The organism is Nitrosomonas sp. Nm33, assembly GCF_900107265.1.
Lineage (GTDB): Bacteria > Pseudomonadota > Gammaproteobacteria > Burkholderiales > Nitrosomonadaceae > Nitrosomonas.
Genome location: NZ_FNPJ01000008.1, coordinates 41,914 through 64,779 on the forward strand (window position 1 = coordinate 41,914; position 22,866 = coordinate 64,779).

At 42.2% G+C, this 22,866-nt stretch carries 24 protein-coding genes, 3 tRNA genes and 1 riboswitch; of the genes, 16 read left to right on the plus strand and 11 right to left on the minus strand.

The features are described 5' to 3' along the window. The first annotated feature begins 318 nt into the window (after positions 1-318). Positions 319-711: a hypothetical protein gene (locus BLV54_RS03050; RefSeq protein WP_090567611.1), complete on the plus strand. Its 393-nt coding sequence runs from the start codon at positions 319-321 to the stop codon at positions 709-711. An 87-nt stretch (positions 712-798) separates the two neighbouring features. On the opposite strand, the gene BLV54_RS03055 is transcribed toward BLV54_RS03050, so the two are convergent. After that, positions 799-1,344 carry a hypothetical protein gene (locus BLV54_RS03055; protein WP_090567614.1) on the minus strand — a complete coding sequence of 182 codons (546 nt, stop codon included), beginning with the start codon at positions 1,342-1,344 and terminating at the stop codon, positions 799-801. Then, positions 1,341-1,784, minus strand: coding sequence for a ferric iron uptake transcriptional regulator (gene fur, locus BLV54_RS03060; RefSeq protein ID WP_090567617.1), 444 nt, complete (start codon positions 1,782-1,784; stop codon positions 1,341-1,343). Before fur ends, BLV54_RS03055 begins: the two co-directional genes overlap by 4 nt. Positions 1,785-1,836: 52 nt before the next feature. Between fur and BLV54_RS03065 the strand changes: the two genes are divergently transcribed. The 3 genes from BLV54_RS03065 to BLV54_RS03075 all read left to right on the plus strand — a co-directional run bounded on the left by BLV54_RS03065 (position 1,837) and on the right by BLV54_RS03075 (position 4,062). After that, a complete protein-coding gene (locus BLV54_RS03065; RefSeq protein WP_256329067.1) occupies positions 1,837-2,286 on the plus strand; it encodes an outer membrane protein assembly factor BamE in 450 nt (149 codons plus the stop codon). A 133-nt stretch (positions 2,287-2,419) separates the two neighbouring features. Continuing rightward, positions 2,420-3,226 (plus strand): 4-hydroxy-tetrahydrodipicolinate reductase, encoded by an 807-nt coding sequence (gene dapB / locus BLV54_RS03070; RefSeq protein ID WP_090567623.1) that lies wholly within the window; start codon positions 2,420-2,422, stop codon positions 3,224-3,226. Between the two features lie 32 nt (positions 3,227-3,258). Beyond that, a complete protein-coding gene (locus BLV54_RS03075; RefSeq protein WP_090567626.1) occupies positions 3,259-4,062 on the plus strand; it encodes a symmetrical bis(5'-nucleosyl)-tetraphosphatase in 804 nt (267 codons plus the stop codon). Here BLV54_RS03075 and BLV54_RS03080 read toward each other — a convergent pair. The 6 genes from BLV54_RS03080 to gcvT all read right to left on the minus strand — a co-directional run bounded on the left by BLV54_RS03080 (position 4,013) and on the right by gcvT (position 10,468). After that, entirely contained in the window at positions 4,013-4,810 is a 798-nt protein-coding gene (locus BLV54_RS03080) for a lysophospholipid acyltransferase family protein (RefSeq protein ID WP_090567629.1), read from the minus strand. The two genes, BLV54_RS03075 and BLV54_RS03080, sit on opposite strands and share 50 nt — an antisense overlap. A 148-nt stretch (positions 4,811-4,958) precedes the next feature. Then, positions 4,959-5,894: a carbohydrate kinase family protein gene (locus BLV54_RS03085; RefSeq protein WP_090567632.1), complete on the minus strand. Its 936-nt coding sequence runs from the start codon at positions 5,892-5,894 to the stop codon at positions 4,959-4,961. A 123-nt stretch (positions 5,895-6,017) separates the two neighbouring features. Continuing rightward, positions 6,018-7,463, minus strand: coding sequence for an aminomethyl-transferring glycine dehydrogenase subunit GcvPB (gene gcvPB / locus BLV54_RS03090; protein WP_090567635.1), 1,446 nt, complete (start codon positions 7,461-7,463; stop codon positions 6,018-6,020). Positions 7,464-7,527: 64 nt separating this feature from the next. Next, positions 7,528-8,889: an aminomethyl-transferring glycine dehydrogenase subunit GcvPA gene (gene gcvPA, locus BLV54_RS03095; protein ID WP_090567638.1), complete on the minus strand. Its 1,362-nt coding sequence runs from the start codon at positions 8,887-8,889 to the stop codon at positions 7,528-7,530. A gap of 56 nt (positions 8,890-8,945) precedes the next feature. Next, positions 8,946-9,335 (minus strand): glycine cleavage system protein GcvH, encoded by a 390-nt coding sequence (gcvH, locus tag BLV54_RS03100; protein ID WP_090567641.1) that lies wholly within the window; start codon positions 9,333-9,335, stop codon positions 8,946-8,948. A 41-nt stretch (positions 9,336-9,376) separates the two neighbouring features. Continuing rightward, complete coding sequence (gene gcvT / locus BLV54_RS03105; protein WP_176969652.1) at positions 9,377-10,468, minus strand: glycine cleavage system aminomethyltransferase GcvT; 1,092 nt, start codon at positions 10,466-10,468, stop codon at positions 9,377-9,379. A 42-nt stretch (positions 10,469-10,510) separates the two neighbouring features. Beyond that, positions 10,511-10,614: riboswitch (glycine riboswitch) on the minus strand. A 590-nt stretch (positions 10,615-11,204) separates the two neighbouring features. On the opposite strand from gcvT, the gene BLV54_RS03110 reads away from it, so the two are divergent. The 3 genes from BLV54_RS03110 (at position 11,205) to BLV54_RS03120 (ending at position 11,541) form a co-directional block, all read left to right on the plus strand. After that, a tRNA-Pro gene (locus BLV54_RS03110) sits at positions 11,205-11,281 on the plus strand. Positions 11,282-11,322: 41 nt separating this feature from the next. Further along, positions 11,323-11,399 (plus strand) — tRNA-Arg (locus tag BLV54_RS03115). A 67-nt stretch (positions 11,400-11,466) separates the two neighbouring features. After that, a tRNA-His gene (locus BLV54_RS03120) sits at positions 11,467-11,541 on the plus strand. A 186-nt stretch (positions 11,542-11,727) separates the two neighbouring features. Here the strand turns inward: BLV54_RS03120 and BLV54_RS03125 are convergent. After that, positions 11,728-12,072 (minus strand): DUF6398 domain-containing protein, encoded by a 345-nt coding sequence (locus BLV54_RS03125; protein ID WP_176969653.1) that lies wholly within the window; start codon positions 12,070-12,072, stop codon positions 11,728-11,730. Between the two features lie 375 nt (positions 12,073-12,447). Here BLV54_RS03125 and BLV54_RS03130 point away from each other — a divergent pair, with 375 nt between their 5' ends. Both BLV54_RS03130 and BLV54_RS16655 read left to right on the plus strand, forming a co-directional pair. Then, positions 12,448-13,344, plus strand: a complete 897-nt coding sequence (locus tag BLV54_RS03130; RefSeq protein ID WP_090567647.1) for a lipase family protein — start codon at positions 12,448-12,450, stop codon at positions 13,342-13,344. A 294-nt stretch (positions 13,345-13,638) separates the two neighbouring features. Continuing rightward, entirely contained in the window at positions 13,639-13,770 is a 132-nt protein-coding gene (locus BLV54_RS16655; protein WP_256329068.1) for a hypothetical protein, read from the plus strand. Positions 13,771-14,289: 519 nt separating this feature from the next. Here the strand turns inward: BLV54_RS16655 and BLV54_RS03135 are convergent. Beyond that, positions 14,290-14,916 carry a hypothetical protein gene (locus BLV54_RS03135; protein WP_090567649.1) on the minus strand — a complete coding sequence of 209 codons (627 nt, stop codon included), beginning with the start codon at positions 14,914-14,916 and terminating at the stop codon, positions 14,290-14,292. A gap of 505 nt (positions 14,917-15,421) precedes the next feature. Here BLV54_RS03135 and BLV54_RS03140 point away from each other — a divergent pair. The 6 genes from BLV54_RS03140 (at position 15,422) to BLV54_RS03160 (ending at position 21,420) form a co-directional block, all read left to right on the plus strand. Next, complete coding sequence (locus BLV54_RS03140) at positions 15,422-17,512, plus strand: sensor histidine kinase (RefSeq protein ID WP_256329070.1); 2,091 nt, start codon at positions 15,422-15,424, stop codon at positions 17,510-17,512. A gap of 1 nt (position 17,513) precedes the next feature. Beyond that, on the plus strand, positions 17,514-18,188 hold the full coding sequence (locus BLV54_RS03145; RefSeq protein ID WP_090567652.1) for a response regulator: 675 nt from the start codon (positions 17,514-17,516) through the stop codon (positions 18,186-18,188). 80 nt (positions 18,189-18,268) lie between these two features. Then, entirely contained in the window at positions 18,269-18,454 is a 186-nt protein-coding gene (locus BLV54_RS15405; RefSeq protein WP_143032398.1) for a hypothetical protein, read from the plus strand. A 629-nt stretch (positions 18,455-19,083) separates the two neighbouring features. Further along, the gene (locus tag BLV54_RS03150) at positions 19,084-20,430 is read left to right on the plus strand and encodes a SulP family inorganic anion transporter (protein WP_090567655.1); all 1,347 of its coding nucleotides are present in this window, start codon (positions 19,084-19,086) and stop codon (positions 20,428-20,430) included. A gap of 114 nt (positions 20,431-20,544) precedes the next feature. After that, positions 20,545-20,955, plus strand: a complete 411-nt coding sequence (locus BLV54_RS03155; protein WP_176969654.1) for a universal stress protein — start codon at positions 20,545-20,547, stop codon at positions 20,953-20,955. Positions 20,956-20,994: 39 nt separating this feature from the next. Further along, positions 20,995-21,420: a universal stress protein gene (locus BLV54_RS03160; protein WP_090567663.1), complete on the plus strand. Its 426-nt coding sequence runs from the start codon at positions 20,995-20,997 to the stop codon at positions 21,418-21,420. Positions 21,421-21,572: 152 nt separating this feature from the next. Here BLV54_RS03160 and BLV54_RS03165 read toward each other — a convergent pair whose 3' ends face one another. Next, a complete protein-coding gene (locus BLV54_RS03165) occupies positions 21,573-22,301 on the minus strand; it encodes a hypothetical protein (RefSeq protein ID WP_090567667.1) in 729 nt (242 codons plus the stop codon). A 273-nt stretch (positions 22,302-22,574) separates the two neighbouring features. Between BLV54_RS03165 and BLV54_RS03170 the strand changes: the two genes are divergently transcribed. Further along, positions 22,575-22,862: a hypothetical protein gene (locus tag BLV54_RS03170; RefSeq protein WP_218132304.1), complete on the plus strand. Its 288-nt coding sequence runs from the start codon at positions 22,575-22,577 to the stop codon at positions 22,860-22,862. Positions 22,863-22,866: the final 4 nt, after the last annotated feature.

Below are 22,866 nucleotides of genomic sequence, written 5' to 3' on the forward strand. Positions count from 1 at the left end.
TTAAAATTATAAATTATTTTATTGTATCAAAATTATATACAATATATTTCATTCTGGCCTACTTATTTTCTCACTGCTTTATCAATAATATTTACCCATGAAAAGAGAATATCATTTAGATCATAATAATTTCATTTGTTTCTAGTGGAATATAAGGTGATATTCACTGGTGCATATGATATGCCTGTTAATAAAGATGAGGAGGTAATATTTTTATCGCTATAAAGCGGAACATATTACTGTAGAAAGATAAGCACGTATTGCTAATGAGTAATTGTTCTAGGTAGAGAGTAAATAAAATTTGAAGGTATAAGTAAGATGAAAATTAAATTATTTAATCTCGCAATTGTGCTACCTCGGATACTTCTGATCGGCATACTGGCTTTTATTATTTCTCTTAGCTTGACAGCAGTTGCCATAGCAGCAGGGAAAACAGGGAATACATATAACATTACCGAAGTTGCCAGAGCCGAAGTAGAAGATGAGAACTGTGGTTATTTGGGAAAAGTTTGGGGAAGCTCGGATTGGGGTAAATCATCCAAGAATGCAAGGAAGCACAAGGCGGAAGATAAGGCTTTGAGAATGGCTGCTGAACTTAATGCTACCCATCTCGTATGGCGAGAAAATTCAGTAGAATCTGATTCTTATCCACATGCTTCTGGCGATGCTTATCGCTGTGCAAGACCAGGAAATATCGCTAAACAATACTGAGAAGGAAATAGATTAATAATAATAAAATCTAGTTCTAACTGGGGCGTGACTAAATGGCTTATTTAGCTTGGGTCGCGCCATTTTATTTTATCTGGTAAGCTCTGATTGTTTACTTTGCTTCAAGTCGGCTATTTGTTCCATCAGGGTTTTTTTCTCAGTTTCTAGCTCTTGGTATTGTGTACGGAGTCGATCTAGATCCGAGGTGTATTGTCGTATCCTCTTCTGACGTTCTTGCTTTTTTCTGACCATTTCTTCGTAACTCGGTGGAGAGCCGCCTATCGTTACTTCAGGCAAAAACTCACTCATTTTAGCTGTTCCAAGTTCAGGAAATGTCCCCGTTGGAGGATATGTTCCCATTGGAGGAATGGTAGCAACTTCTTCTTGCTGTTGTAATTCATGACGACGAAGCTCTTGTGTCATCTGGAATTGCTGATAGACATTTTGTTGATTCTGGTGTATTTGTAACAACTCGCTTTCTAGCTGACGAATTTGCTCGTCAATAGCGGACTCTGCTTGTGCTGAAAATGAAATCAGCAACAAGCAAAGAAGGACAGCAAACTTTGCGCTCCACTCATAACCAATACCGATAAATCGCAATGCTCTGTTAGTAGTATTGAATAGCAAGTATTTCATAATTTTCGATAAGGACAATCTTGTTTAGTACAATCAGCATAGAGGGATAGTGAATGCTCCTGCAGACTGAATCCACGTTCTTTGGCAATTTTGATTTGACGTTTCTCGATTTCCGCATCATAGAATTCTTCTACACGACCGCATTGTAAACAAACTAAATGGTCATGATGCGACTCACTACTTAGCTCAAACACAGCTTTGCCACTTTCAAAATGATGGCGTTCAAGTAAACCAGCTTGCTCAAACTGCGTTAATACACGGTAGACTGTTGCAAGACCAATATCTTCGCCTTCATTGAGTAATTCCTTATAAACATCTTCTGCTGATAAGTGACGAACCGGGCTATTCTCAAATAGATTGAGTATCTTTAGACGGGGTAGGGTCGTTTTTAAGCCAATTGTTTTGAGGTCAATGCCTTTGAGATCTTCGTATTTGCTCATGGTTTAATCAGTCCATAAATTATTTGCTGTATCATATAGCGCTTAGTTCGCTTTGAAAACACTTGCACTTAGTATGCATCTAAAAATACTATTATTATTTGTTGCTTCTTTATTGTTTAGTTGTACTTATATCCCAACTCTTCCCTATAAAATCGATATCCAACAGGGTAATGTAGTTACTCAAGAAATGGTAGAGAAATTAAAACAGGGTATGACCCGATCGCAAGTGCGTTTTGTTTTGGGTACGCCACTTATTACCGATGTGTTCCATAACAACCGCTGGGATTATTTTTATTATTTTGCACCACGCGGAGCATTATCTGAGAAGCGAAAGCTCACTGTAATTTTTGATGGCGATCGGCTTTCTCATATCGAAGGAGATTTCTCACTTTCCACCTCTTCAGATAATTTGTTGTCAGCTCCACTTCCTATAAAAGAAGAAGAGCGCCCGCAATACTTGAAAGAGGATCAGGATGAAAGTAATAAGGATCCCAATGATTAATTTATCAAAATATTATATTCGTTAGTGGTGAAAATTATTAACCATATTGTTTGATTTGCAGATACCCAGTCAGTTCAACTCCAGAAAGGGTAGAATGGAATTAAAATAATTAGACAGTTTTTCTATAGATAAAATGACAATTCTGAATATTGCTGTAGCCGGAAGTACCGGACGCATGGGAAGAGTGCTCCTGGAAATGATTGCCGAGTCATCAGATATGCGATTATTTGCTGCATTAGAACAAAAAGATAGTCCATTTCTGATGAAGGATGCGGGTGAGCTGATAGGAGCGCCTTGTGGTATTCCGATTAGGAGTGACTTTGCGTCAACGCTACCTGGGAGTGATGTATTGATAGACTTTACCCGGCCAACTGGCACACTTGCCCATCTTGCCATCTGTCGTAATGCCGGCATAAAAATGGTTATTGGCACGACTGGGTTTTCGTCAGCCGAGAAAGAGGTACTCAAGGCGGCCTCGGAGGATATTGCCATCGTATTCGCGCCTAATATGAGTGTGGGCGTAAATGTCATGTTCAAACTACTGGAAGTTGTTGCAAGCACGCTACTCAATGAATACGATATAGAGATTGTAGAAGCGCATCATCGGCACAAAGTAGATGCGCCGTCTGGTACAGCATTGCGTATGGGTGAAATTATTGCGCAAACATTGAACAGAGATCTGACGAAAGTTGCTGTTTATGGGCGTGAAGGGGTTACCGGAGAGCGTTCTTCTGAAACGATTGGTTTTGCTACTATTCGTGGTGGCGATATTGTAGGTGACCATACTGCTATTTTTGCAGGTACGGGTGAACGTATAGAGATAGCTCACAAGGCCGGCAGTCGCAAAACGTTTGCTGTCGGAGCATTACGCGCTGCCCGATTTCTTGCTACACAACGTAGTGGTTTGTTTGATATGCAAGATGTGCTAGGTTTGCGGTAAAGAAAATCAAATCTTAATTATCCGATCTCATTATGGCGACTTACGCTATCGGCGATGTGCAAGGTTGTTATGAGGAATTTCAACAGCTTGTTGAATTAATTGGATTTAACGCTACAAGAGATAAATTGTGGTTAGCGGGTGATCTCGTCAATCGTGGGCCAAATTCACTCATTTTATTGCGTTCTATCATAAAACTGGGTAACGCAGTCATTCCGGTATTGGGTAATCATGATTTACATCTGCTTCTGGTTGCAGAAGGCCTAAGCAAACAGCATTCAGGTGATACTCTGCAGGATATTCTGGATGCGCCTGATCGTAATGATTTGCTAAACTGGCTGCGCCATCAAAAATTGCTTTATGTTGAGGATGAATATGCTTTAGTCCATGCTGGTCTACTACCATCCTGGGATATCTCTCAAGCAGCGGAGCTTGCACATGAAGTAGAAACCGCACTATGCAAAGAAAATTATCATGAATTTTTCTTACATATGTATGGCAATAAACCAAATTTCTGGTATCACGGTTTGGCTGGTTATGAACGCTTGCGCGTCATCATTAATGCGATGACTCGCCTGCGCGTCTGTACATCAGATGGTAGGATGGATTTCTCATATAAAGGCCCGCTTCAGTCCATTCCCCATGGTTACTTACCCTGGTTTGAGGTGCCTAATCGTGCCAGTAAATCAACTACCATCATTTTTGGCCACTGGTCTGCGCTTGGCCTACAGATTAGGGAAAATTTGATAGCGTTGGATACAGGTTGTTTTTGGGGAGGGAAGCTTACTGCTATTCGCCTGGAAGACCGGAGAGTTTTTCAGGTGCCTTGTGCACAATAGGTAGTTGCAGCGTTTCAGCAATAGCATGTTCTGATAAGCGCGTTAATTCTCGCCGATTCTTGCCGTTGCAGCTAATCGGATCCAGAAAATATACTTCAGCTTTAATGGTGGGTTGCTTCAGTATGAGTCTCAGGGACTCTACAATAGTCAAGTCAACATAGGTTACGCTTGCAGTACGCGCTCCTGCCATATCGCGATATCTGATCGCCATTGGGTAAAGTATTGCTTGTACGGTTACTGCAGCTTGGAGCAGAGAGGCATGAAAGTGCAGAAGAACTGTTCCATCGCTGGTTCTACCTTCTGGAAAGATTGCAACACCATCCCCGGCAACAAGTGCTTCGCCGATATGTTGGTTAACGCGCATCGTATCATTACGTTTCTCGCGTTCAATAAAAATCGTACCCGCTCTACGACATAAGATATTAAGCAGTGGCCAGCTAAGAATCTCAGTTTTAGCTACAAACCTGACAGGATACAGCGCTAAAATAATAACAATATCCAGCCAAGAGATATGATTGGCAATTAATATGACGCGCTGCTCATCTTCAGGAGGCAAGGAACCACTGCAGCTTAATCGGATATTCAGAATTTCAAGCAGATTTCTCGCCCATTTTTGCACCATATATTTCTGTCTAGGTCGACTAAAATAGGGATAAGGAATCGACTGGAGCAAGCCAGAAAAGATATGCAGCAATAACCTGCTAAGCCGGATGATCTGAATTATTTTAGAAGTTTGGGTGCTATTCATGAGATCATAAAATGGCTAATGCACCATGTCGCTCAAACAAAACCTGATCCTTCTTTCGGGATCTGCGACTGGCTTCTATTAAACTCATAAAGTAGCTTATTATATTAGGAAGGGAAGAGTAGATTAATATTGATTTTAATTTGAGCTTCTAGAAGATTCGATTTCCAAATGCTTCAAAATAAAGCTGATCGATTTCATCGCGACTGAACCGATGATTTTGACCGCCACGGTGTCCAATTTTGATGGCACCTAACAGTGAAGCGAGCTGACCAGTTGTTTGCCAATCCATATCATGAGTGATGCCATAGAGTAACCCAGCTCGATACGCATCACCACAACCAGTGGGATCAATAATTGCATCGGGTTTAACACAGGGAATTTCAAACTGGCGGCCTTCCGCATAAATTGTAGAGCCCTGCGCGCCTTTAGTAATGATCAGGGCTTTAACTCTATCGGCAAGCTCACTCCAAGTGTATTTCGTTCGTTTTTGCAGCAATTGGCCTTCATAATCATTGACTGCGATATAGTCAGCTTTATCGACAAAATCAATCAATTCATCACCACTGAACATAGGTAGCCCCTGGCCAGGATCAAACATAAAGGGAATACCGCATTCTTGAAACTCGCATGCATGAGCAATCATGCCATCGCGACCATCAGGAGCAATGATGCCTAGATTGATATCTTCTGCATCTTTTACAGAGTTAAAGTGCGAAAAATTCATAGCCCCAGGATGAAAGGCCGTAATCTGGTTATCATCTAAATCAGTAGTAATAAACGCTTGCGCAGTAAATGCATCATTTATTTGACGAATATAGGTATTTGCCAAATTCAATTTTTCCAGTCGATATGCATAAGGCTGGAAATCATTACCTACTGTTGCCATCATCATTGGATTTCCACCCAACATGTGTAGATTGTACGCAATATTGGCGGCACACCCCCCGAACTCACGCCGCATATCGGGAACAAGAAAGGCTACATTTAGCACATGAAGTTTGTCAGGTAGAATATGGTGCTTAAAATAGTCTTGAAACACCATTATGGTGTCATAAGCAATAGAGCCGCATATAAGTGTATGCATTGTTTATAAGTTTTGGTGCTGGAAATATCTGAGGTACATTCGAAAAGCTTTTCCCCGAACAGATTGATATTCAAACGAATCAGTCGGGGAGTCAGCTAATATCTAAAGTACCAACGCAATTGATTATGGCTTCCAGGTTAAATCTAATTCCCGGGCAGCTTTGACGTCATCCAATTTGCGTACGGGCATATTATGAGGTGCACTTTTCACCATTTCTGGTTGCTCTTGAATTTCTACCAGAATTTCCTTCATAGCGGCAACGAATGCATCCAACGTTTCTTTTGACTCTGTTTCGGCAGGCTCAATGAGCAGACACTCAGGAATCAATATCGGAAAATAAGTGGTAGGTGCATGATAGCCTTTATCTAGTAGTCGCTTGGCCAGATTCATCGCAGTGACGCCTGTTTTTTCTTTTATATCTTTTAGTGTGGCGATAAATTCATGGCTTGCGCGTCGAGTCGGGAATGCAATCTCAAAGCCGGCTTTACGCAATTCCGCCATCAAATAGTTGGCGTTAAGTGTGGCATATTCGGAAACGCGATTCATTCCTTTTGCGCCCAGCAAACGTACATATATATAAGCGCGCAATAATACCCCCGCATTACCCATGTGTGCTGATAATCGACCGATTGTTTGCGGCACATCCTTTTCTGTCATCCAGCGATAGGCTCCCTTTTCATATGCAACCATGGGAACAGGTAGATATGGCAGTAAACGCTCCGCAACACCTACTGGAGCTGCACCAGGACCACCTCCACCATGTGGCGTTGAAAAAGTTTTGTGGAGATTGATATGGATAACATCGAAACCCATATCGCCTGGTTTGACTTTACCGAGAACAGCGTTAAGGTTGGCACCGTCATAGTACAGTAACCCACCTGCGTCATGAACAATGCGACTCATCTCCGAAATATTTTTCTCAAAAACTCCTAAGGTTGAGGGATTAGTCAGCATTAAGCCAGCAGTTTGTGGGCCGACCGCTGCTTTCAATGCGGCCATATCGACATTGCCTTCTTTATCCGTAGTTATTTCGACGACTTTATAGCCACACATGACAGCAGTAGCCGGGTTGGTCCCATGAGCGGCATCAGGCACGATGATCTCAGTGCGCTCTTTATCGCCGCGCGCTTCATGGTAGGCGCGTATCATCATGACTCCAATTAACTCACCTTGTGCACCTGCCATAGGTGTCAGACTGACACCTGCCATCCCGGTCACATCTTTCAATATTTCCTGCAATTCATACATGCAGGCAAGAAAGCCTTGCCCTGTGTCTTCGGGCGCCAAAGGATGTCGTGTCAGAAACTGCGGTAACATAGCGAGCGCATTGCAAGCCCGCGGATTATATTTCATGGTACAGGAACCTAAGGGGTAGAATTCCGTATCGATCGAAAAATTCTTTTGGGAAAGACGGGTGTAATGACGCACCACATCCATCTCAGAAGCCTCTGGTAGAAGCATAGGCGACTTGCGTAGCAGATTTTGTGGAATATTCTGTTTTTCCGCTTTGGTGGTTGGAGATTGCGAGTAATTACGCCGTCCCGGGCGTGAATGTTCAAATATCAACATATAAGTTTTACACAATTGGAAGTTAATTCAAAGCAACTAAAGCTGCATCCTAATTGGATTCGGTTCATCCGTATTTTTTAAGAATCTTCCCGAGCATTTCGCTGTATTTATTCAAATCATCAGCTGTTTTCGTTTCGGTGGCACATACCAGCAAAGCATTATTTAATTCAGGGTAATGCTCTTGCAGATTTAACCCACCAAGAATCCGCTGCTCCTTAAGCGCTTGCAGAATTTCATGAACCGGTCCCGGTAGTGTCAGTGCGACTTCATGAAAACAAGGTCCGCTATAGACCCGTTTTACACCAGGTAATTTCTCCAATTGCTCTGTCAGCTGTAACATATTGGCATGTGATTGAGCCGCTACCCGCCGTAATCCTTCAGGACCTAATAAAGACATATAAATGGTCGCTGCTGTCACCATTAATCCTTGATTAGTACAGATATTAGAGGTAGCTTTGGAGCGACGGATATGCTGTTCACGTGCTTGTAAGGTCAATACAAAACCTGGTTTATTATCCAAATCAACGGTTCGACCGATGATACGTCCTGGCATCTGGCGAACCAAGTCATGCTTGCATGCCATAAACCCGAAATAAGGTCCACCGCTGGAAAGAGGAATGCCCAGAGGTTGGCCTTCACCTACTGCGATATCTGCACCTTGAGCGCCCCATTCGCCTGGGGGCACCAGCATCGCAAGTGACATTGGATTAACGACGGCAATTACTGATGCATGTTTTTCGTGAGCCCAATCTGTAATTGCATCGACTTGCTCAAGAACACCAAAGAAGTTAGGTTGAGGAATGACGAGTGCAGCAAAATCTTCTTGGCCAAATGGTTCTAGATGCTCAAGGAGAACCTGTCCTGACTCAGGGCAAAAAGGAATTTCCACAACCTCGATATTCTGGTTTCTGACAATAGCGCGCAATACCTCACGGTAAACAGGGTGAACAGTGCGCGGCACCAGAATCCGGTGTGATGTCTTATGTAGGCGGACAGCCATCAAAGCAGCTTCAGCAAGTGCTGTTGCACCGTCATATAGACTTGCGTTTGATACGTCCATACCGGTCAATGAAGCCATCATCGTTTGGTATTCATACAATAGCTGGAGCGAACCTTGACTCGCTTCGGCTTGATAGGGCGTATATGAAGAGTAGAATTCACCGCGAGTCGTAATTTGCCAGACTGCTGCAGGAATATGGTGTTCATAGGCACCAGCGCCAATGAAGCTGAGATAAAATCCATCAGCTTGCGCGCGCTCAAGCATGAGTCTTGATATTTCCATCTCAGACATGCCTGGAGGAACACGTGTTAATGCGCCTGTTTTTAAAGCAGGAGGAATTTCATCAAATAATTCTTCAATAGAGTTTGCTCCGATACTTGCAAGCATCTCTTTGACATCTTCTTCAGTGTGAGGAATGAATGGCATGATTTGTAGCTTCTAAAATAATTTAACGCAATGAATCAGAAAGAAAGAACTTAACGTTAATGTTCTTCACTTTCCAATGTTTTTTCATACCCTTGCGCATCAAGTAAATTTGCCAGGTCAGCAGCATTGGCTGGCTTCAATTTAAATATCCACGCTTGATAGGGATCTTGATTGATTTGCTCTGGTGCAGATTCCAATTCGGAGTTCACTGCAACAACTTCACCTGCTATAGGTGAATAAATATCGGCAGCGGCTTTGACAGACTCTACCACGGCGCATTCCTCTTTTTGTGCGAGAGTACGCCCGATTTCTGGTAATTCAACAAATACCATATCTCCGAGTAACTCTTGAGCGTGCTGGGTGATACCTATCGTGACTGTACCATCACTTTCGGATTTTACCCATTCATGTGATTTTGTATATTTTAGTTGTGTTGGGATACTCATTTTTTACTCCAAAATTAGGAAAGATTTTAGTGATCTCGGTGTCAAATCAAAATTTGGCCGTTCCGCACAAATGGATATTTTACGACTTTGGCAGCGAGCTTTTTATCTCGTACCAATACATGAACTTCTTCGCCGATGGCTACTTCTGTTGACAGACGTGCCAAAGCGATTGATTGATTAAGCGTGGGTGAAAAACCACCGCTGGTAATTTCTCCCTCATTCCCAGCTTGATCATGTTGTGTTATGACTTTCTGGTGGCTACGAAGTACGCCTTTATCCAATAATAATAGACCTATTAATTGTCGTCTGATTGTAGCTTGCAAGAGCGCTTGCTTACCAATAAAATCCCGCTCGCTTTTTAGATCGACTGTCCAGGCTAATCCCGATTCGAGTGGGTTAGTTGTTTCATCCATATCCTGGCCATAGAGATTCATCCCTGCTTCTAAACGTAGTGTATCGCGAGCACCTAATCCTGCTGGCGCTACGCCAGCTGCGTGGAGTTTTTTCCAGAAATCCACAGCATCATTGGCGGGCAGAATGATTTCAAAACCATCCTCCCCGGTATAACCAGTGCGTGCAATAAAATATTGCTCGAACGTTGCTGATTGGAATTGCTTCAGATTTTCCGTAACTGCCTGAGTACCGGGGATGACTTGCCAAACTTTAGCGCGTGCATTGGGGCCTTGTACGGCAATCATTGCCAAATCATGGCGAGGTTTTATTTCGAGATTAGGTGTGGTTTTATCACGTTGTGAAGTGATCCATGCAATATCTTTATCTGCAGTCCCCGCATTGACTACCAATCGAAACCAGGATTCGGATAGAAAATAGATAATAAGATCATCAATAATTCCACCATCTGGATTAAGCATACAGGTATACAGCGCTTTACCTGATACAGTGAGCTTATCTACATTATTAGCAACCAGTTGTCGCAGGAAATTACGAGCATTTTCTCCATGAATATCAACGACCCGCATATGTGATACATCGAACATGCCTGCATCTTGCCTAACCTTATGGTGTTCTTCTAATTGTGATCCATAATGAAGCGGCATATCCCAGCCACCGAAATCAACCATTTTTGCGTTCATGTCTCGGTGAGTCTGATTAAGAGGGGTTATTTTTAGCACAAATTTTCTCCCTAAGATAAAAAATGAAGCCATCTCTTATGACTTCACCCCTCTGTCCTTTTACCTGAGAGTTTTACGGTAGAATTCTGTCCGCGTGCCCCTTCGGTGGCTGAACTCACTGTTCGGCGCTCTCCAGATTGCCTGTCGCAAGCAGTTTTTTAGTCGATGTTGTTGCTATTAACTATACCTGAGCGATTCCGGGGGGGTTACGCCTTCGGCGGCGCTTAAAAAAAAGCGCGCTCTCCTGCTTGGATATATAAATGGCAGGACGCCACTATACCTCAGCTAGGTTAGCGAAACAAGATGGTTATATGAATCATTTTCTCTTTTTACGCGCCAGGATATCAAAATATTTCTTATAGTATGCAACAACGTTTCTGTATATTTTTCTCATGCAATTGAAAATTTCTAAAAAATAGATAATATATTGTATTAATGAAGAAATATTAGAAGTAAAAATATAATACAAAAGGAAGGGCGTAGATATAATCGGTACTTATGGAAGACCTAATGGCAAATGAGTGAAGAAAGGCCATTGAATAGAGGCAAAAGAGGGGAGGCGCTTTTTAATTAACATGGAATTAGCCACATTTACCGGTATATCGATTCTGCTGCAAATGAGCTGAAAGAGGTATTTGTTTTAACCTATCATCCCGCAGAAATGAAAATTTGCTGAACTAAGCAATAAATTGAAATTTGACGAATACCTTTTAAGAAGGTATATTAGCGGACTTTTCGGGGTGTAGCGTAGCCTGGTAGCGCGCCTGGTTTGGGACCAGGATGTCGGGAGTTCAAATCTCTCCACCCCGACCAGTTTTATGTGTTACCGTGTTGGATTAGACCCGGTTTGAGTCGTGCCCGTAGCTCAACCGGATAGAGCACCAGCCTTCTAAGCTGGGGGTTACAGGTTCGATTCCTGTCGGGCACGCCAAGATTGCATCTTTAAATTATAAAAAATCATTGATAAAAATGATTGGAATACCGATTTAGAGTAGATGGTGGCTGTAGCTCAGTGGTAGAGTCCCGGATTGTGATTCCGGTTGTCGTGGGTTCGATCCCCATCAGCCACCCCAATAAATTCAAAGAGTTATATCATTAATACCCAATTGCCACATAAATTATGGGGCACTAACAAAAATTTCCTTAATTTTCACTTTCTGCCATTGATTTTGCTGCCATTTTCGCTCGATCAAACGCCTAATTCCAGCGGCCTGGCAAAGCTTGAATAAATAACGCTGATCAATCTTTTTTGGGTCGGCCTAACCACACTTCAACAGCTCCATGATAGCCGTCGATTTCGTCGAACCTGTTTTTGGGTTAAAGTCAAAGTACTGACATAGCTCATCCGCCTGCATGTGCAGCGTTTGATTCTTGTCGAACAGAAAGTTGACTCGACCGGCTGAGTAAACAATACCACAGGCCCAGGTATTAGTTTTTCCGGTGGCGATCGGCGACGGGCGCTTATGGCAGAGCTTGACTGCCATGCGCCGACAAAGGTCTCGATATTCTTCGTTTAAATGCTGCTGACAGAACTGATTTGTGAGCCCAGTGATCTCATCGTATCTTTCCTGCAGCGTCGCTGGTATCTGCTCTGTTTTACCCATGCTGTTTCCTATTCCTGTGATTCTTACAAAGGGATGCTGGTTTTGATTGCCTTCAATCTATGTTTCTTAAATCAATAATGTAGTTTGGTTTCTGTTTCAAAATATCTCGCGGCAGGATGCCAGTCGATTCATCAATATTCAAGTGTTTGAGATTTCGTCTGCCGAATAAGCCTATTTTTATCCCTTATTTTCTAGCTTAATAAAATCTACTTCCAGATATGCTTTTATATTGTCTCTATTTGACGACATTTATTAATTTATTTATATAAAAAAGAATATTTATTTTTTCTGTACACAAGCTGGCACCAGGATTACTCGAGAACATAAAGGTCTCAGCCGCCAAGCACTACCGCTGAATTACCCAGGAGGATTCATATGAGCACAATATCGCAAAGCTTGCCGATGTACTTTCCGTCGTCTTTCGTCCAGACAGAGGCTGCCGTCTGCGGGTCGCTGGTATTGACCGCATATGATCAGTACAACCAGTGGGCCGACCAGGGATATCCATCACAAGCGGATTTCAACTGGACTCCGGAAGGACTTGGATTTCAGTACAGCCAGCTATGGGGAATCGTCACCGTCCTCGACTTCCCGAATCCAGAGCCCTTCGGGTTCGTAGCGTGGGACGGGAACGGTAGCGCGTTCGTGGTGTTCCGCGGCACAATGACCAAGGCGGATGGGATTATCGACGCCGAGATCGATCAGACGAGCTACGCGCTGGCGTCGGGTTTCGGCAACGTTCAGATGGGCTGGTACAAAGTCTATACAACAATCAGCCCTTCGTTACTCAAGCAGCTCGGCCAAATCGGCACAGTTACACGGTTGTTCTTCGCAGGACACAGCATGGGTGCGGCGCTGTCGTCGCTCGCGGTGCCAGATGTGGCGATTAACTCGCAGCTTCCGCCGAGCAGCAATCTCTCTTATGTCCATTATAACTTCGCCAGCCCGCGCGTCGGGGATACGGGGTTCGCGGTCGGGATGAATTTCAGCGTGCAAGCACCGACCTTCCGCATAGTGAACACCGAGGACATCGTTCCTGATGTTCCGCCTCCGTTGACCGGCTCGACCATCTATCAGCACATTGGCACACCGGTTGACTTTACGGCCGAATACTCCACGACCGACGATAACCACAGCATGGCGAGCTGCTACTGGTACGCCATTAACAATCCCACGCAACCGCAAGGGCCGATGCCGTCATCGTCCTTGCTTCACCAGATTCGCGTCGATGGAAAGGCCAGTAACTTTGTGCCACGTACTCTGGTTACGTAAGACAAGACGCGGGGCTAAGCTTGGCATTCGGCACGATAAGAATATGTCTCATTGATCGCATCGCTTTGCTGGAATGGGACATAATTAATTTTTTGAAAATAAGGCCGCTATATGCAGTTCGTTACTTACATGAGCTAATAAAGCTAACGTTCATGCATAGCTTGAATACAGGGGGCAAACGAAAGTGTCAGATTGATGCGGTTCTGTAAGATTGCTTTTAAGCAAGTACGCTTTAGTGAATGACACAACTTTACCTATGCGTTAAACCTGGATTCCTCAGTTGGGCAGGATGGAGTGTGTGATTTTGCGAGTGCAGGGCAAGGCGCAACGATGCGGAATGGTCGTTCCATTCCAAAGAGTTGCAACGCAGCCATGCGCTTGCAAAATTGCGCAATCCGTCCTGCAGCGGAAACACCCAGAGGGTGAAAATGAAATATGTAGGAAAAATTATTATATTCATAATGTTAACATCAGAACGAGCGATCAACTGAGGAATCTAGGTTAAATGCTCTAGCCACATAACATACGATTTCGGCTGGCATGCTCTATTTAATCCACATTACAAGGGAAATTTTATTCATGCAATTGTAGAAGAACTCATAAGCTTGATTAAACAGAACGATTAGGCGGCCGACTTCGAGGAAGCCATTTGAATGGCTGATTCCTGGCAAATTCCATCAATCGCACATATCAAAACTCTGGATGATTATCTGAATTACATCAGTCGATTGGTCACTTGAGTACCTGGTGAGAAACCGGCAGATCCTGTGATGGAAAATATCTATCAACATATTGTTAGGCAGGTTATTGCGGAGGCTCCGTCTAATTTACCTGAAACAGGAATTTCCAAACAGCTTCTAAGGGAATCTCCATTCGCCTCATGCCAGCGGTACCTTTAAAACTGTTTACCCTGCAAGCAATCAAAATCGGCTTTATATTAACGCGTTACTGCAATGCAAGCGTCTGTAGAGAAGATAACAAATTATCACGGAATGTTTCACATTGAATCGAGGACATGAAGCTAATGCGAACATTGGCACAATCCGGATTCATCGCACCATAATCGATTCTTAGCTTTCCTCTTTTCTCTCTGGTCAAGTAATACTTATCATTCCGGTTAGTTGCGGTAGCTAACACAACATGAAATATATCTGTATCTGCGCTGGCTTCAGGGATTGATAAACTTTCATACTCAATCATTTCAACTGTTCTATACAGGTTTTTCTTTTTTATCAGCTCAACCACCATTCTGAAATTTTCATTGGCGCCTGAATATAATGGTTCAATACGTAGATCTTCCCTGGACATAGGAAAATCCGGGGATATATCTTTAAAGTTCTTCTGAATAGCTGTATAGATGAATTCCTGGGAAGGAATCAAAGCGATCAATTTCCGCTCTATAAGCGGCGTGGGGAGCGGTTCAGTACTCTCGATACAGCGGGTATGCATTGCAGCTCTCGCTGCGATATACTTTTTCTTGCCTTCGTATTCTGCGTCTTCAAGGTAATAAATTGTGCTGCAGCCAGATAATACAAGGACAGTCATTAAAATAACGAGTGCAGCTTTTTTCATGTTGATTGTTTTTCCTCACAGACTATGTGTGCTTTGTAATCTAATTCTATTTCTAAATCAAACATGGCACGAAGACGAGCCGCAGACAGTATAAATAATACGGCAAGGTGAAGCCGACAAAGTTAGGTTTGATTTGAAAATGGAATAACTCAGGCAATAAACATTATGTCTGCAGCAATATCCACAAAATAATATTTTATTCTGACAAAATAAAATATTTTTCAAAAGATATCTCGTGGTTCTTTCATTGTTAATTGGTTTTTGCGACTCATGCGTATTAATTCAATTACCCAAATTTTTACGGGAACAAATACTTTAAAGAAAAATCTTTTGGCATTAATTTTTAATTTTTTTGTAATATTAAAACTGACTTTCCTTTCTGGAATTGTATGGTAATTGACCTGTAATTCTAATCATGATAGCCATAACACTCTATATTTGTTGATCTTCCATATAAGCACATGAGATATAAACTAAAATAAACATAAAAAACGAGGCGAGCGACTTGGCTATAACTTACGAACACCGAAAAATCAGCATTATTGGCGGTCTATTGTTGCTAGGATTGACTCTGACGACAGGCATTGCAGTTTATGATGTGATGCATCAGCAGATTGAATCTGCGCTCGGTAGAGGACTCGATGTAGCATTAGAAGGTAAAACGTATTTATTTGAAATTCAAATTGAAAAGGGTCTTGCTGATACGCGTGCGTTAGCCATGCGGCCTTTCATGATTCAGCCAATCCAGCAACTTAATATTCAACCGGATAACGTCAATGCACTGCACGACCTTGATCGGAATGTTAATTCATTGACACAGATCGGCTTCTCGGCAGCCATCGTTTATGATGTGCACGGGAATGTATTGTCACAGGTGGGTCATTTTTCTGATAAACAAACTCAATCGTTACCGCTGACTATACAAAATAACACCTATCTATTGTGGGATGATGATCAATTCATTTTACGTACAAGTGAAGATGTGTTGGATGAAGATGGAAATCGCATCGGCAGTTTTACGACAGAGAGTTTTTTGCCGCATTTGACTCGGAGATTTAGCGAAATAAGATCGATTGGTGAAACTGGAGAATTCATATTATGCGCACCTCAAGCTCCGGGAGATAGTGCGCAGGAAATAGCTTGTCTTATGAGTCAGATTGATGGTGTGAAATTCAAGTACTTGTACCATGCAACAAAAGAAGAGCTGTTGCCAATAAATAATGCATTAGCAGGAAAAAGTGGCGTTATGGCTGTAAAAGATTACCGTCATATGCAGGTAATTGCGGCATATGCTCCGCTAGATAAGATTGGTTTAGGCATGGTATTGAAGTTGGATGAGGAAGAATTGCTCAAACCGGTAGCTGAACAGTTAAAATTTATTATTCTATATCTTGCCGGATTGATAGCTGCAGAAATACTGCTATTAAACTGGTTTGTACTTAAACTGATTAACTCCAGACGGGAAGCGCAAGAGGCTAAAGAAAAAGCCGAGCTATTTTCCATAGAATTGAGTCATAAGGAATTAGAGTTACGTAAACGTCTAAAGGAAATAACCTGTCTTTATGAAATTCGTCGTGGGATGGGACTAGATGTATCAGTGGATAATGTTTGCCAGAATATTTTTGAGCATTTGATACCAGCAATGCAATTCCCGAAAATAGCTACTGCCGTAATTGAACTTTATGGCTGGCGATACATTTCCGGTCAGTATAATCAAGGTTTTATACGCCCTTTGCGATCAAAGACTAAAATCACCGATAAGATTGTTGGCTATCACTGGCATAAGGATCAAAGCTCTTTTTGTACCTATTTGTCTGAAATTATCGTCAACGATGAGGTCTGTGGTCAATTACGGTTGTTTTATTCTGAAGATCAAACATTTCCAGTAATTGAGGAGCAAAAGCTTATCAATGCCATCGCAAGCGATCTTGCGGGTTGGCTTGAGCGCAAGCGATTAGAACAAGCATTGGTTTTTGTTGCGGAAGAGCAGGCGCACACCATCGGACAGGAATTGCATGACAATCTAGGGCAGCGGATTGCTGCAATTGGTTATCAGGCCAGAGCGTTGGAGAAAAAAATATCTGCTTTGGGGAAAGAGAGCTTGGCAGGAGTGGCTGCTTCCATTGCAGCGCAAGCCCAGGCTTCGGTAGTACAAATCAAACAGTTAGCTCAGGGGCTGCTACCATTTGAGCTGGAAGCAAATGGTTTGATAGCGGCATTACAAGCACTCGCATCGAGAATAGCCTCGACTTATAAGATCAATTGTGAATTTGTATGTGAAAATGAAACTATTATTAACGATAATAATCTTGCACTAAATCTTTATCGAATTACACAAGAAGCGGCTAATAATGCAATACGTCATGGCGGTGCACGATATTTGAGAATATTTTTGAGTTTTGAAGAGGGGATGCTTTGCCTTTCGATATGCGACGATGGAAGTGGTATTGTCGATGTGGGTGCAAAGCATGAGGTAACACAGGGAATGGGTATCAAAATTATGCAATATCGTGCAAAACAGCTAGGCGCCAAGCTGGAATTATTAATGCGTCCGGAAGGAGGCACGGAAGTGCGTTTGGAAATGCAACTGATTTAATATGATGACTTTGAAAGCACAGGTAATGTTAGTGGATGACCATGCCATGTTGCGGCACGGTATGGCGATGCTCATAAATATGGAGCCAGATTTGGAGGTTTGCGCTGAGACTGGCGATGGTAACGAAGCGCTGGCGATACTCAAGAAAGCTGATAAGGTTGATATCGTTTTATTGGATGTAACGCTCAAAACAAGTTCTGGCTTTGAAGTAATAAAATATATGCATGCGTTGCAACCTGCATTGCCAGTGCTGTTTGTGTCGATGCATGATGAGACGGTTTATGCCGAACGTGCATTACGGACAGGCGCTTCAGGCTATGTAATGAAGCAGGAACCAGGTGAAGTTTTGCTTACGGCTATCCGTGAAGTCTTGAAAGGTAATGTTTATCTGAGCAAGGAAATGAATGCAAAATTGCTGAATCGCATGGTTGCAGGACATCCAGAGCATGAGCAGTTAATTAATAGCCTAACGCCTAGCGAGTTTGAGGTGTTACATTTGATTGGATCTGGACATAGCAGTAAAGAAATTGCCACGCTACTTAACCGTAGCATTAAAACAATTGAAACACATCGCTTTAATATTCGTACCAAATTGAATTTAAAAAATGGTGCCGATTTGATACGCTATGCCACTCGCTGGTTTTCAGAGGAGCCTATTGATCAGGCTCATAAATAGCTTTAAGGAGCATATTTAACGAGGATATCTTTTAACCTAAAAACAACCGCAGTTGACCGCTTGATTGGAGAGTTAAGTCCATGACATATAGAGGCATTCCTGGAATTTTCTCATTCACCGGAATGGTGAGGCCGCTACGAGGAGCATCATATGTCGCTCCAGGCACGAATGCGGCGTTGCTCTTCGTTGCAGGGAACGACCCTGCGGCCTCATCGCGCCTTGCCTCGCACCTTAATCTAGAATTATTCTTCTCACCATTAAGTTGATCTCAAGTGTAAAGCACACTACCTCATTCCGCATCACGCTATGTTCTGTTGACATTTTAGCGTAGCGAAGTTAAATCAATGCCGCGACAAACCAGCTAAACGCTCTGTAATTTCTGGCTAACAGCAGTTGGTATAAATTTACCATTGTTCATCGGTCAGTTCCGTTCTGAGATTCATTCTCATACAAAATGGACCAGTTTTCGTTGATTATTACGAAATGCCAATAGAACCTGGCAGTGGATGATTTGTTTATGCCTATCTTGACTAAATCTTCTGGGTCTAAATTAACTAATGGAATCCATTATTAGTCGGTAATAGATTCACTCGCAATTATAAGGGTTTTACTTATAGATAGAAGGGGGTAACCATTATAAGAAAACAATGGTTTCCCTAATATACATCACGGTTTTAATTGAGATAGGATTGTCCATCGCTTATAGAAATAAGCGTAAGTAAGCAATAAGAATCTTCATTAAAGATCGCTAAAAAAGAGAAAAGATAACCAATATACAATATTCGGACTAACTACTTGCTCGCAAAGGACAAAGCTAACGGCAATCTCCATGATTTATGGGCAAAAGGATTTTTTATAGTCTATTACTTACAGACTTTTAGGAGAAAAGTAATTTATGGCTACACAAATGGAAAAGGAAAATAAACCGTTCGAAGACGGACAGCAGGACGTGGGAGGCACTGCTCCATCAGGTTCTGCTGCTTTTCAATCACAATATTTTGTGCGTGATACCGCTGCAGGTGTGATAACTGGCGCCATGGCCATTCCACTATCAATTGGTATTGCGATGATGTCTGATTATCCGATCAAGGTGGGTTTGGCAACTGTGGTTTTTGCCTGTTTAGTTGGTTGGATCAATGCCTGGTTCAAGCCGGGTAATTATATTGGTACACCTGGAATTGCGGCTGGATTGGCTCCAGTGTTGGCTCTGGGGGTGTCTACTTTCGGCATGGAAAATATGGCCTTTTGTATCTTAATGACCGCGGTGATGCAGGCGATCATCTGGAAATTCAATTGGCAAAGATATTTGCTTGTTGCCGTTCCGGTTTATCTAGTGGAAGGCTTGTTAGCAGGCATAGGACTAAAGATATTCTTGAAATTCTCAGAGTTTACCTACGAAATACCAGCAGAACTAGTTACTGAAACTTTCTGGAATGCTTCCCGTATTCAGATGGCTGCTATTTCTGCGGCTGGCCTTGGGGTGTTTGTGTTCTTGTTTTCCAAATTCAAAAATACCCAACCTGCTATTCCTTATTTCGCACTGATCATTGGTGGCGTGATTGTAGCGCAGTTTGTTTCTGTACCCATGATAACTGTGGCAGATGTTCCTCTTGAACTGAGAATACCGCTGCCAACTGAGGGTACAACAATGTTGATGCTGGTTTATATGTTCTTTTTCTGTGCCATGCTGGCTATTGTTGATGTCATTGAGCAGGTCATGAGTAACGCTGCCATTGAAAAAATAGATCCGCTTAAACGTAAAACGAATAGCAATAATAGTTTGTTTGCTATCTGGATTGCCAATTTTGGTTCAAGTTTCTTTGGCGGCATGACCAACCTGGACGGCCTGGCTAAGAGCACTACCAATAGATTGGCCGGTGCAATAACCAAGTTTTCCGTTTTGATCGTTGGTTGCGTAGTGTGCTTTTTTATGCTCAATCCGCAGTTTTTAGATTACTTACCAAAATTTGCATTGGCGGCGATCATGATGTTTACCGGCTATAAGATGATTGCCGGGTTGGTGCATGTTACACATTATGGCCCATATGCCATGATGTTAGCGCTTTTCACTGGCGGCTTGGTCTACAAGGTAGGTATTTTTGAGGGCATGTTGATTGCGATGGTGGTACACGGAATTATTCATTTTATGGTCTACACCAAGCACGATAATATGCCAGGAAAAGAAGTTGTTAAACGATACTTTAGTAATTTAAAAAGAGACAGTAGCAGTAATTTACAGTAATCATGTTTACATATTCTAGACATATTGAATAAGTAAACTGTTCAGTGATTTGAGGGCGAAGATATCATGACTTCGTCCTCAAACAGAATAAATGCTCATAAGAGGGTTAGTCTTATGTACAAGAAAATAATGATCGCTATTGATGGTAGTGATACTGCTCAGCAGGCATTAAAGGAAGCAGTAAATATTGCCAATACTTACAATGCCGCATTGCACATTGTCCATTGCGTGAATGATGATACCGAAGCCGCTAAAAAAGCGGGCTCTCAGATCCTGGAACAAGCCCAATCATACCTTGACGCAGTAACCATAGAAACCAGTCTTCTGCAAGCTGAGGTTGCGTATGGCTTAACTGGTATTGCCGATTCGATTGCCGCTGCTGCCTCTGAATGGGGAGCAGACTTACTGGCAGTAGGAACTAGTAACCGTCGAGGATTGGAGCGTTTATTCATGGGATCAGTCGCCGAACAACTGATCTCTAAAGTTGATGCTTCAGTGCTATTGGTTCGCCCACAGAAAGCATAGAAAGTATAAGAATTAAAATTCTATAAGAACATAGTTAATATGATATTCGGACTAGTAGATGCAGTAGTAGATGCAGTGAATATAGCCAGTAATCATAATGCAGCATTAGGCATCGTCCATTCCGAGGATGATGGTGATATTGAAGTCATTAAAAAGACTGACGCTGCGATACTGGAAAAAGTCAAAGCTTATCTTAATGAATTAAATGTTGAAACACGTCTTCTGGATGTTAAAAAGGAAGAAGGTGTGAATGATATTATCAATGCGATTGCTGCTACCACTTCAGAGTGGGGTGCAGACGTGTTGGTAGTAGGAACAGCTAATTGTAGAGGACTGGAGCATTTTTATGTTGGCTCAGTTGCCGAACAGCTGGTCTCTAAAGTTGGATCCAGGATACTACTGGTTCGTCCCAAAAAGGATACTTCAATTTTCAATACAAGTAGTAGCCATTTAAGAAGTGCATAATATCCTGTAGTAAATAGTTTTATGCTTATAATAAGTTGAATTACCTCCGAGCTTTCTAGAGGTAATTCAACTGAAAGCATAGTAACGTAAAGCCATAGTTTTGGCACTTGGCTTTATCAAGATCCTGTTTTGTTGAAGATATTTAGTCTTTCTTAATCTCCTTTGATTAATTTATCATTCACTGCTTCTCTAAACTCTTTATTAGTAAGAGTACCTTCCGGGTGAAGCGATAACAGCTTTCCCAGCTCTTTTTTTACTGTATTCTGATTATCAGCTGAAGAAACAATAAAAAAGGAGACAGGCGTTTCGCGCATAGCCATTATTTCTATTCTGCTCTTAAGTTTACTTATCTGTTCCTGGAGACGTCGATTTTGTATCAACCCCCCTCCAATAACAGAGCCATGAAGAAAAATTGTTGTATGAGATAAGTCATTACTAGATACAATAATTTCAACCTTAACTGGCCAATAAAAGGAGAAAATTTGGAAAAATTCTTTGCATTGAATACGATTCTGGCTCTGATCTAAAATACGCCAATCATTTTCTTCAACTATTTTCTTGCAAATAGATAGAGCATTCTCAACCGAAATATTAGCATCAATTCTTTCGTCCGTATTTGAACTAATCTTTTGCAGTGCTTCAGCAACCTTGATTTTAATTTGCTTTAACCCAAAAGAACTTATGCGGGTAAGTTGGTTTTTGCTGATTAATATAAAGTTGCCCTGATACGTTGCTGCTGAAGTATTTTTAGTACCAAGTTTTAATAACATGACGACGGCACAGGCAACAATAAAAACTAATAAAAAGTTGTGCTGTGTATCCATTGCCACACTGTTATCTAACATGGCAATTATAAGGGCTACGACACCAATTATCTTCATGATCAGGTAACCTCCCAGTTAATAATATCGCGACAAAGATTTACTTTGTCGCGATATTATTAACATAAGCTTTATGAAGTTTATGTTAAGAAAGTTCACATATAGAGATCTCGCTCATTTTGCAAAAGCTGGTGCTTAATAAAATAGAATTTGATTACACCTTTATAATCAGGGTATTGAGCCAAGCCATTTACTTTCGACCGCTATGATATTTGCCGAAAGATCATTAATCGGAATAGCGTAAGGAGATTGCAGAGCAAGATATCAAGGCGTGTGAGCAGCTCGCTAAATCGGCTGGAGCAAAGGAAGGATATGGCAAGGGTAGCGATGTTGCCTCGAGTACAGTTATCGGAGCAGCAGGGGCAGCGGGCGGTGCTGCTGGAGGAGCCGTTTACCGGTGCAGCTGGTACGGGTTCAATGGTGGGAGCAGTCAGTGGCGCCGTGTGGGGGTTAATGCGAGGGCTCTTTTATGCAAGTCCCTCGCAGCCTGATCAGGCTTATGCCAATTTCGTGACCCGTTGTTTGCAAGAGAAAGGCTATGAGGTAACCGGCTGGCAATAATAGA

Bases quoted from the DNA above. Each gene is read 5' to 3' on its own strand.
- BLV54_RS03050 (WP_090567611.1), top strand. From the start codon at position 319: ATGAAAATTAAATTATTTAATCTCGCAATTGTGCTACCTCGGATACTT.
- BLV54_RS03055 (WP_090567614.1), bottom strand. From the start codon at position 1,344: ATGAAATACTTGCTATTCAATACTACTAACAGAGCATTGCGATTTATC.
- fur (WP_090567617.1), bottom strand. From the start codon at position 1,784: ATGAGCAAATACGAAGATCTCAAAGGCATTGACCTCAAAACAATTGGC.
- dapB (WP_090567623.1), top strand. From the start codon at position 2,420: ATGACAATTCTGAATATTGCTGTAGCCGGAAGTACCGGACGCATGGGA.
- BLV54_RS03075 (WP_090567626.1), top strand. From the start codon at position 3,259: ATGGCGACTTACGCTATCGGCGATGTGCAAGGTTGTTATGAGGAATTT.
- BLV54_RS03080 (WP_090567629.1), bottom strand. From the start codon at position 4,810: ATGAATAGCACCCAAACTTCTAAAATAATTCAGATCATCCGGCTTAGC.
- BLV54_RS03085 (WP_090567632.1), bottom strand. From the start codon at position 5,894: ATGCATACACTTATATGCGGCTCTATTGCTTATGACACCATAATGGTG.
- gcvPB (WP_090567635.1), bottom strand. From the start codon at position 7,463: ATGTTGATATTTGAACATTCACGCCCGGGACGGCGTAATTACTCGCAA.
- gcvPA (WP_090567638.1), bottom strand. From the start codon at position 8,889: ATGCCATTCATTCCTCACACTGAAGAAGATGTCAAAGAGATGCTTGCA.
- gcvH (WP_090567641.1), bottom strand. From the start codon at position 9,335: ATGAGTATCCCAACACAACTAAAATATACAAAATCACATGAATGGGTA.
- BLV54_RS03125 (WP_176969653.1), bottom strand. From the start codon at position 12,072: ATGGGTAAAACAGAGCAGATACCAGCGACGCTGCAGGAAAGATACGAT.
- BLV54_RS03130 (WP_090567647.1), top strand. From the start codon at position 12,448: ATGAGCACAATATCGCAAAGCTTGCCGATGTACTTTCCGTCGTCTTTC.
- BLV54_RS03135 (WP_090567649.1), bottom strand. From the start codon at position 14,916: ATGAAAAAAGCTGCACTCGTTATTTTAATGACTGTCCTTGTATTATCT.
- BLV54_RS03145 (WP_090567652.1), top strand. From the start codon at position 17,514: ATGATGACTTTGAAAGCACAGGTAATGTTAGTGGATGACCATGCCATG.
- BLV54_RS15405 (WP_143032398.1), top strand. From the start codon at position 18,269: ATGACATATAGAGGCATTCCTGGAATTTTCTCATTCACCGGAATGGTG.
- BLV54_RS03150 (WP_090567655.1), top strand. From the start codon at position 19,084: ATGGCTACACAAATGGAAAAGGAAAATAAACCGTTCGAAGACGGACAG.
- BLV54_RS03155 (WP_176969654.1), top strand. From the start codon at position 20,545: ATGTACAAGAAAATAATGATCGCTATTGATGGTAGTGATACTGCTCAG.
- BLV54_RS03160 (WP_090567663.1), top strand. From the start codon at position 20,995: ATGATATTCGGACTAGTAGATGCAGTAGTAGATGCAGTGAATATAGCC.
- BLV54_RS03165 (WP_090567667.1), bottom strand. From the start codon at position 22,301: ATGAAGATAATTGGTGTCGTAGCCCTTATAATTGCCATGTTAGATAAC.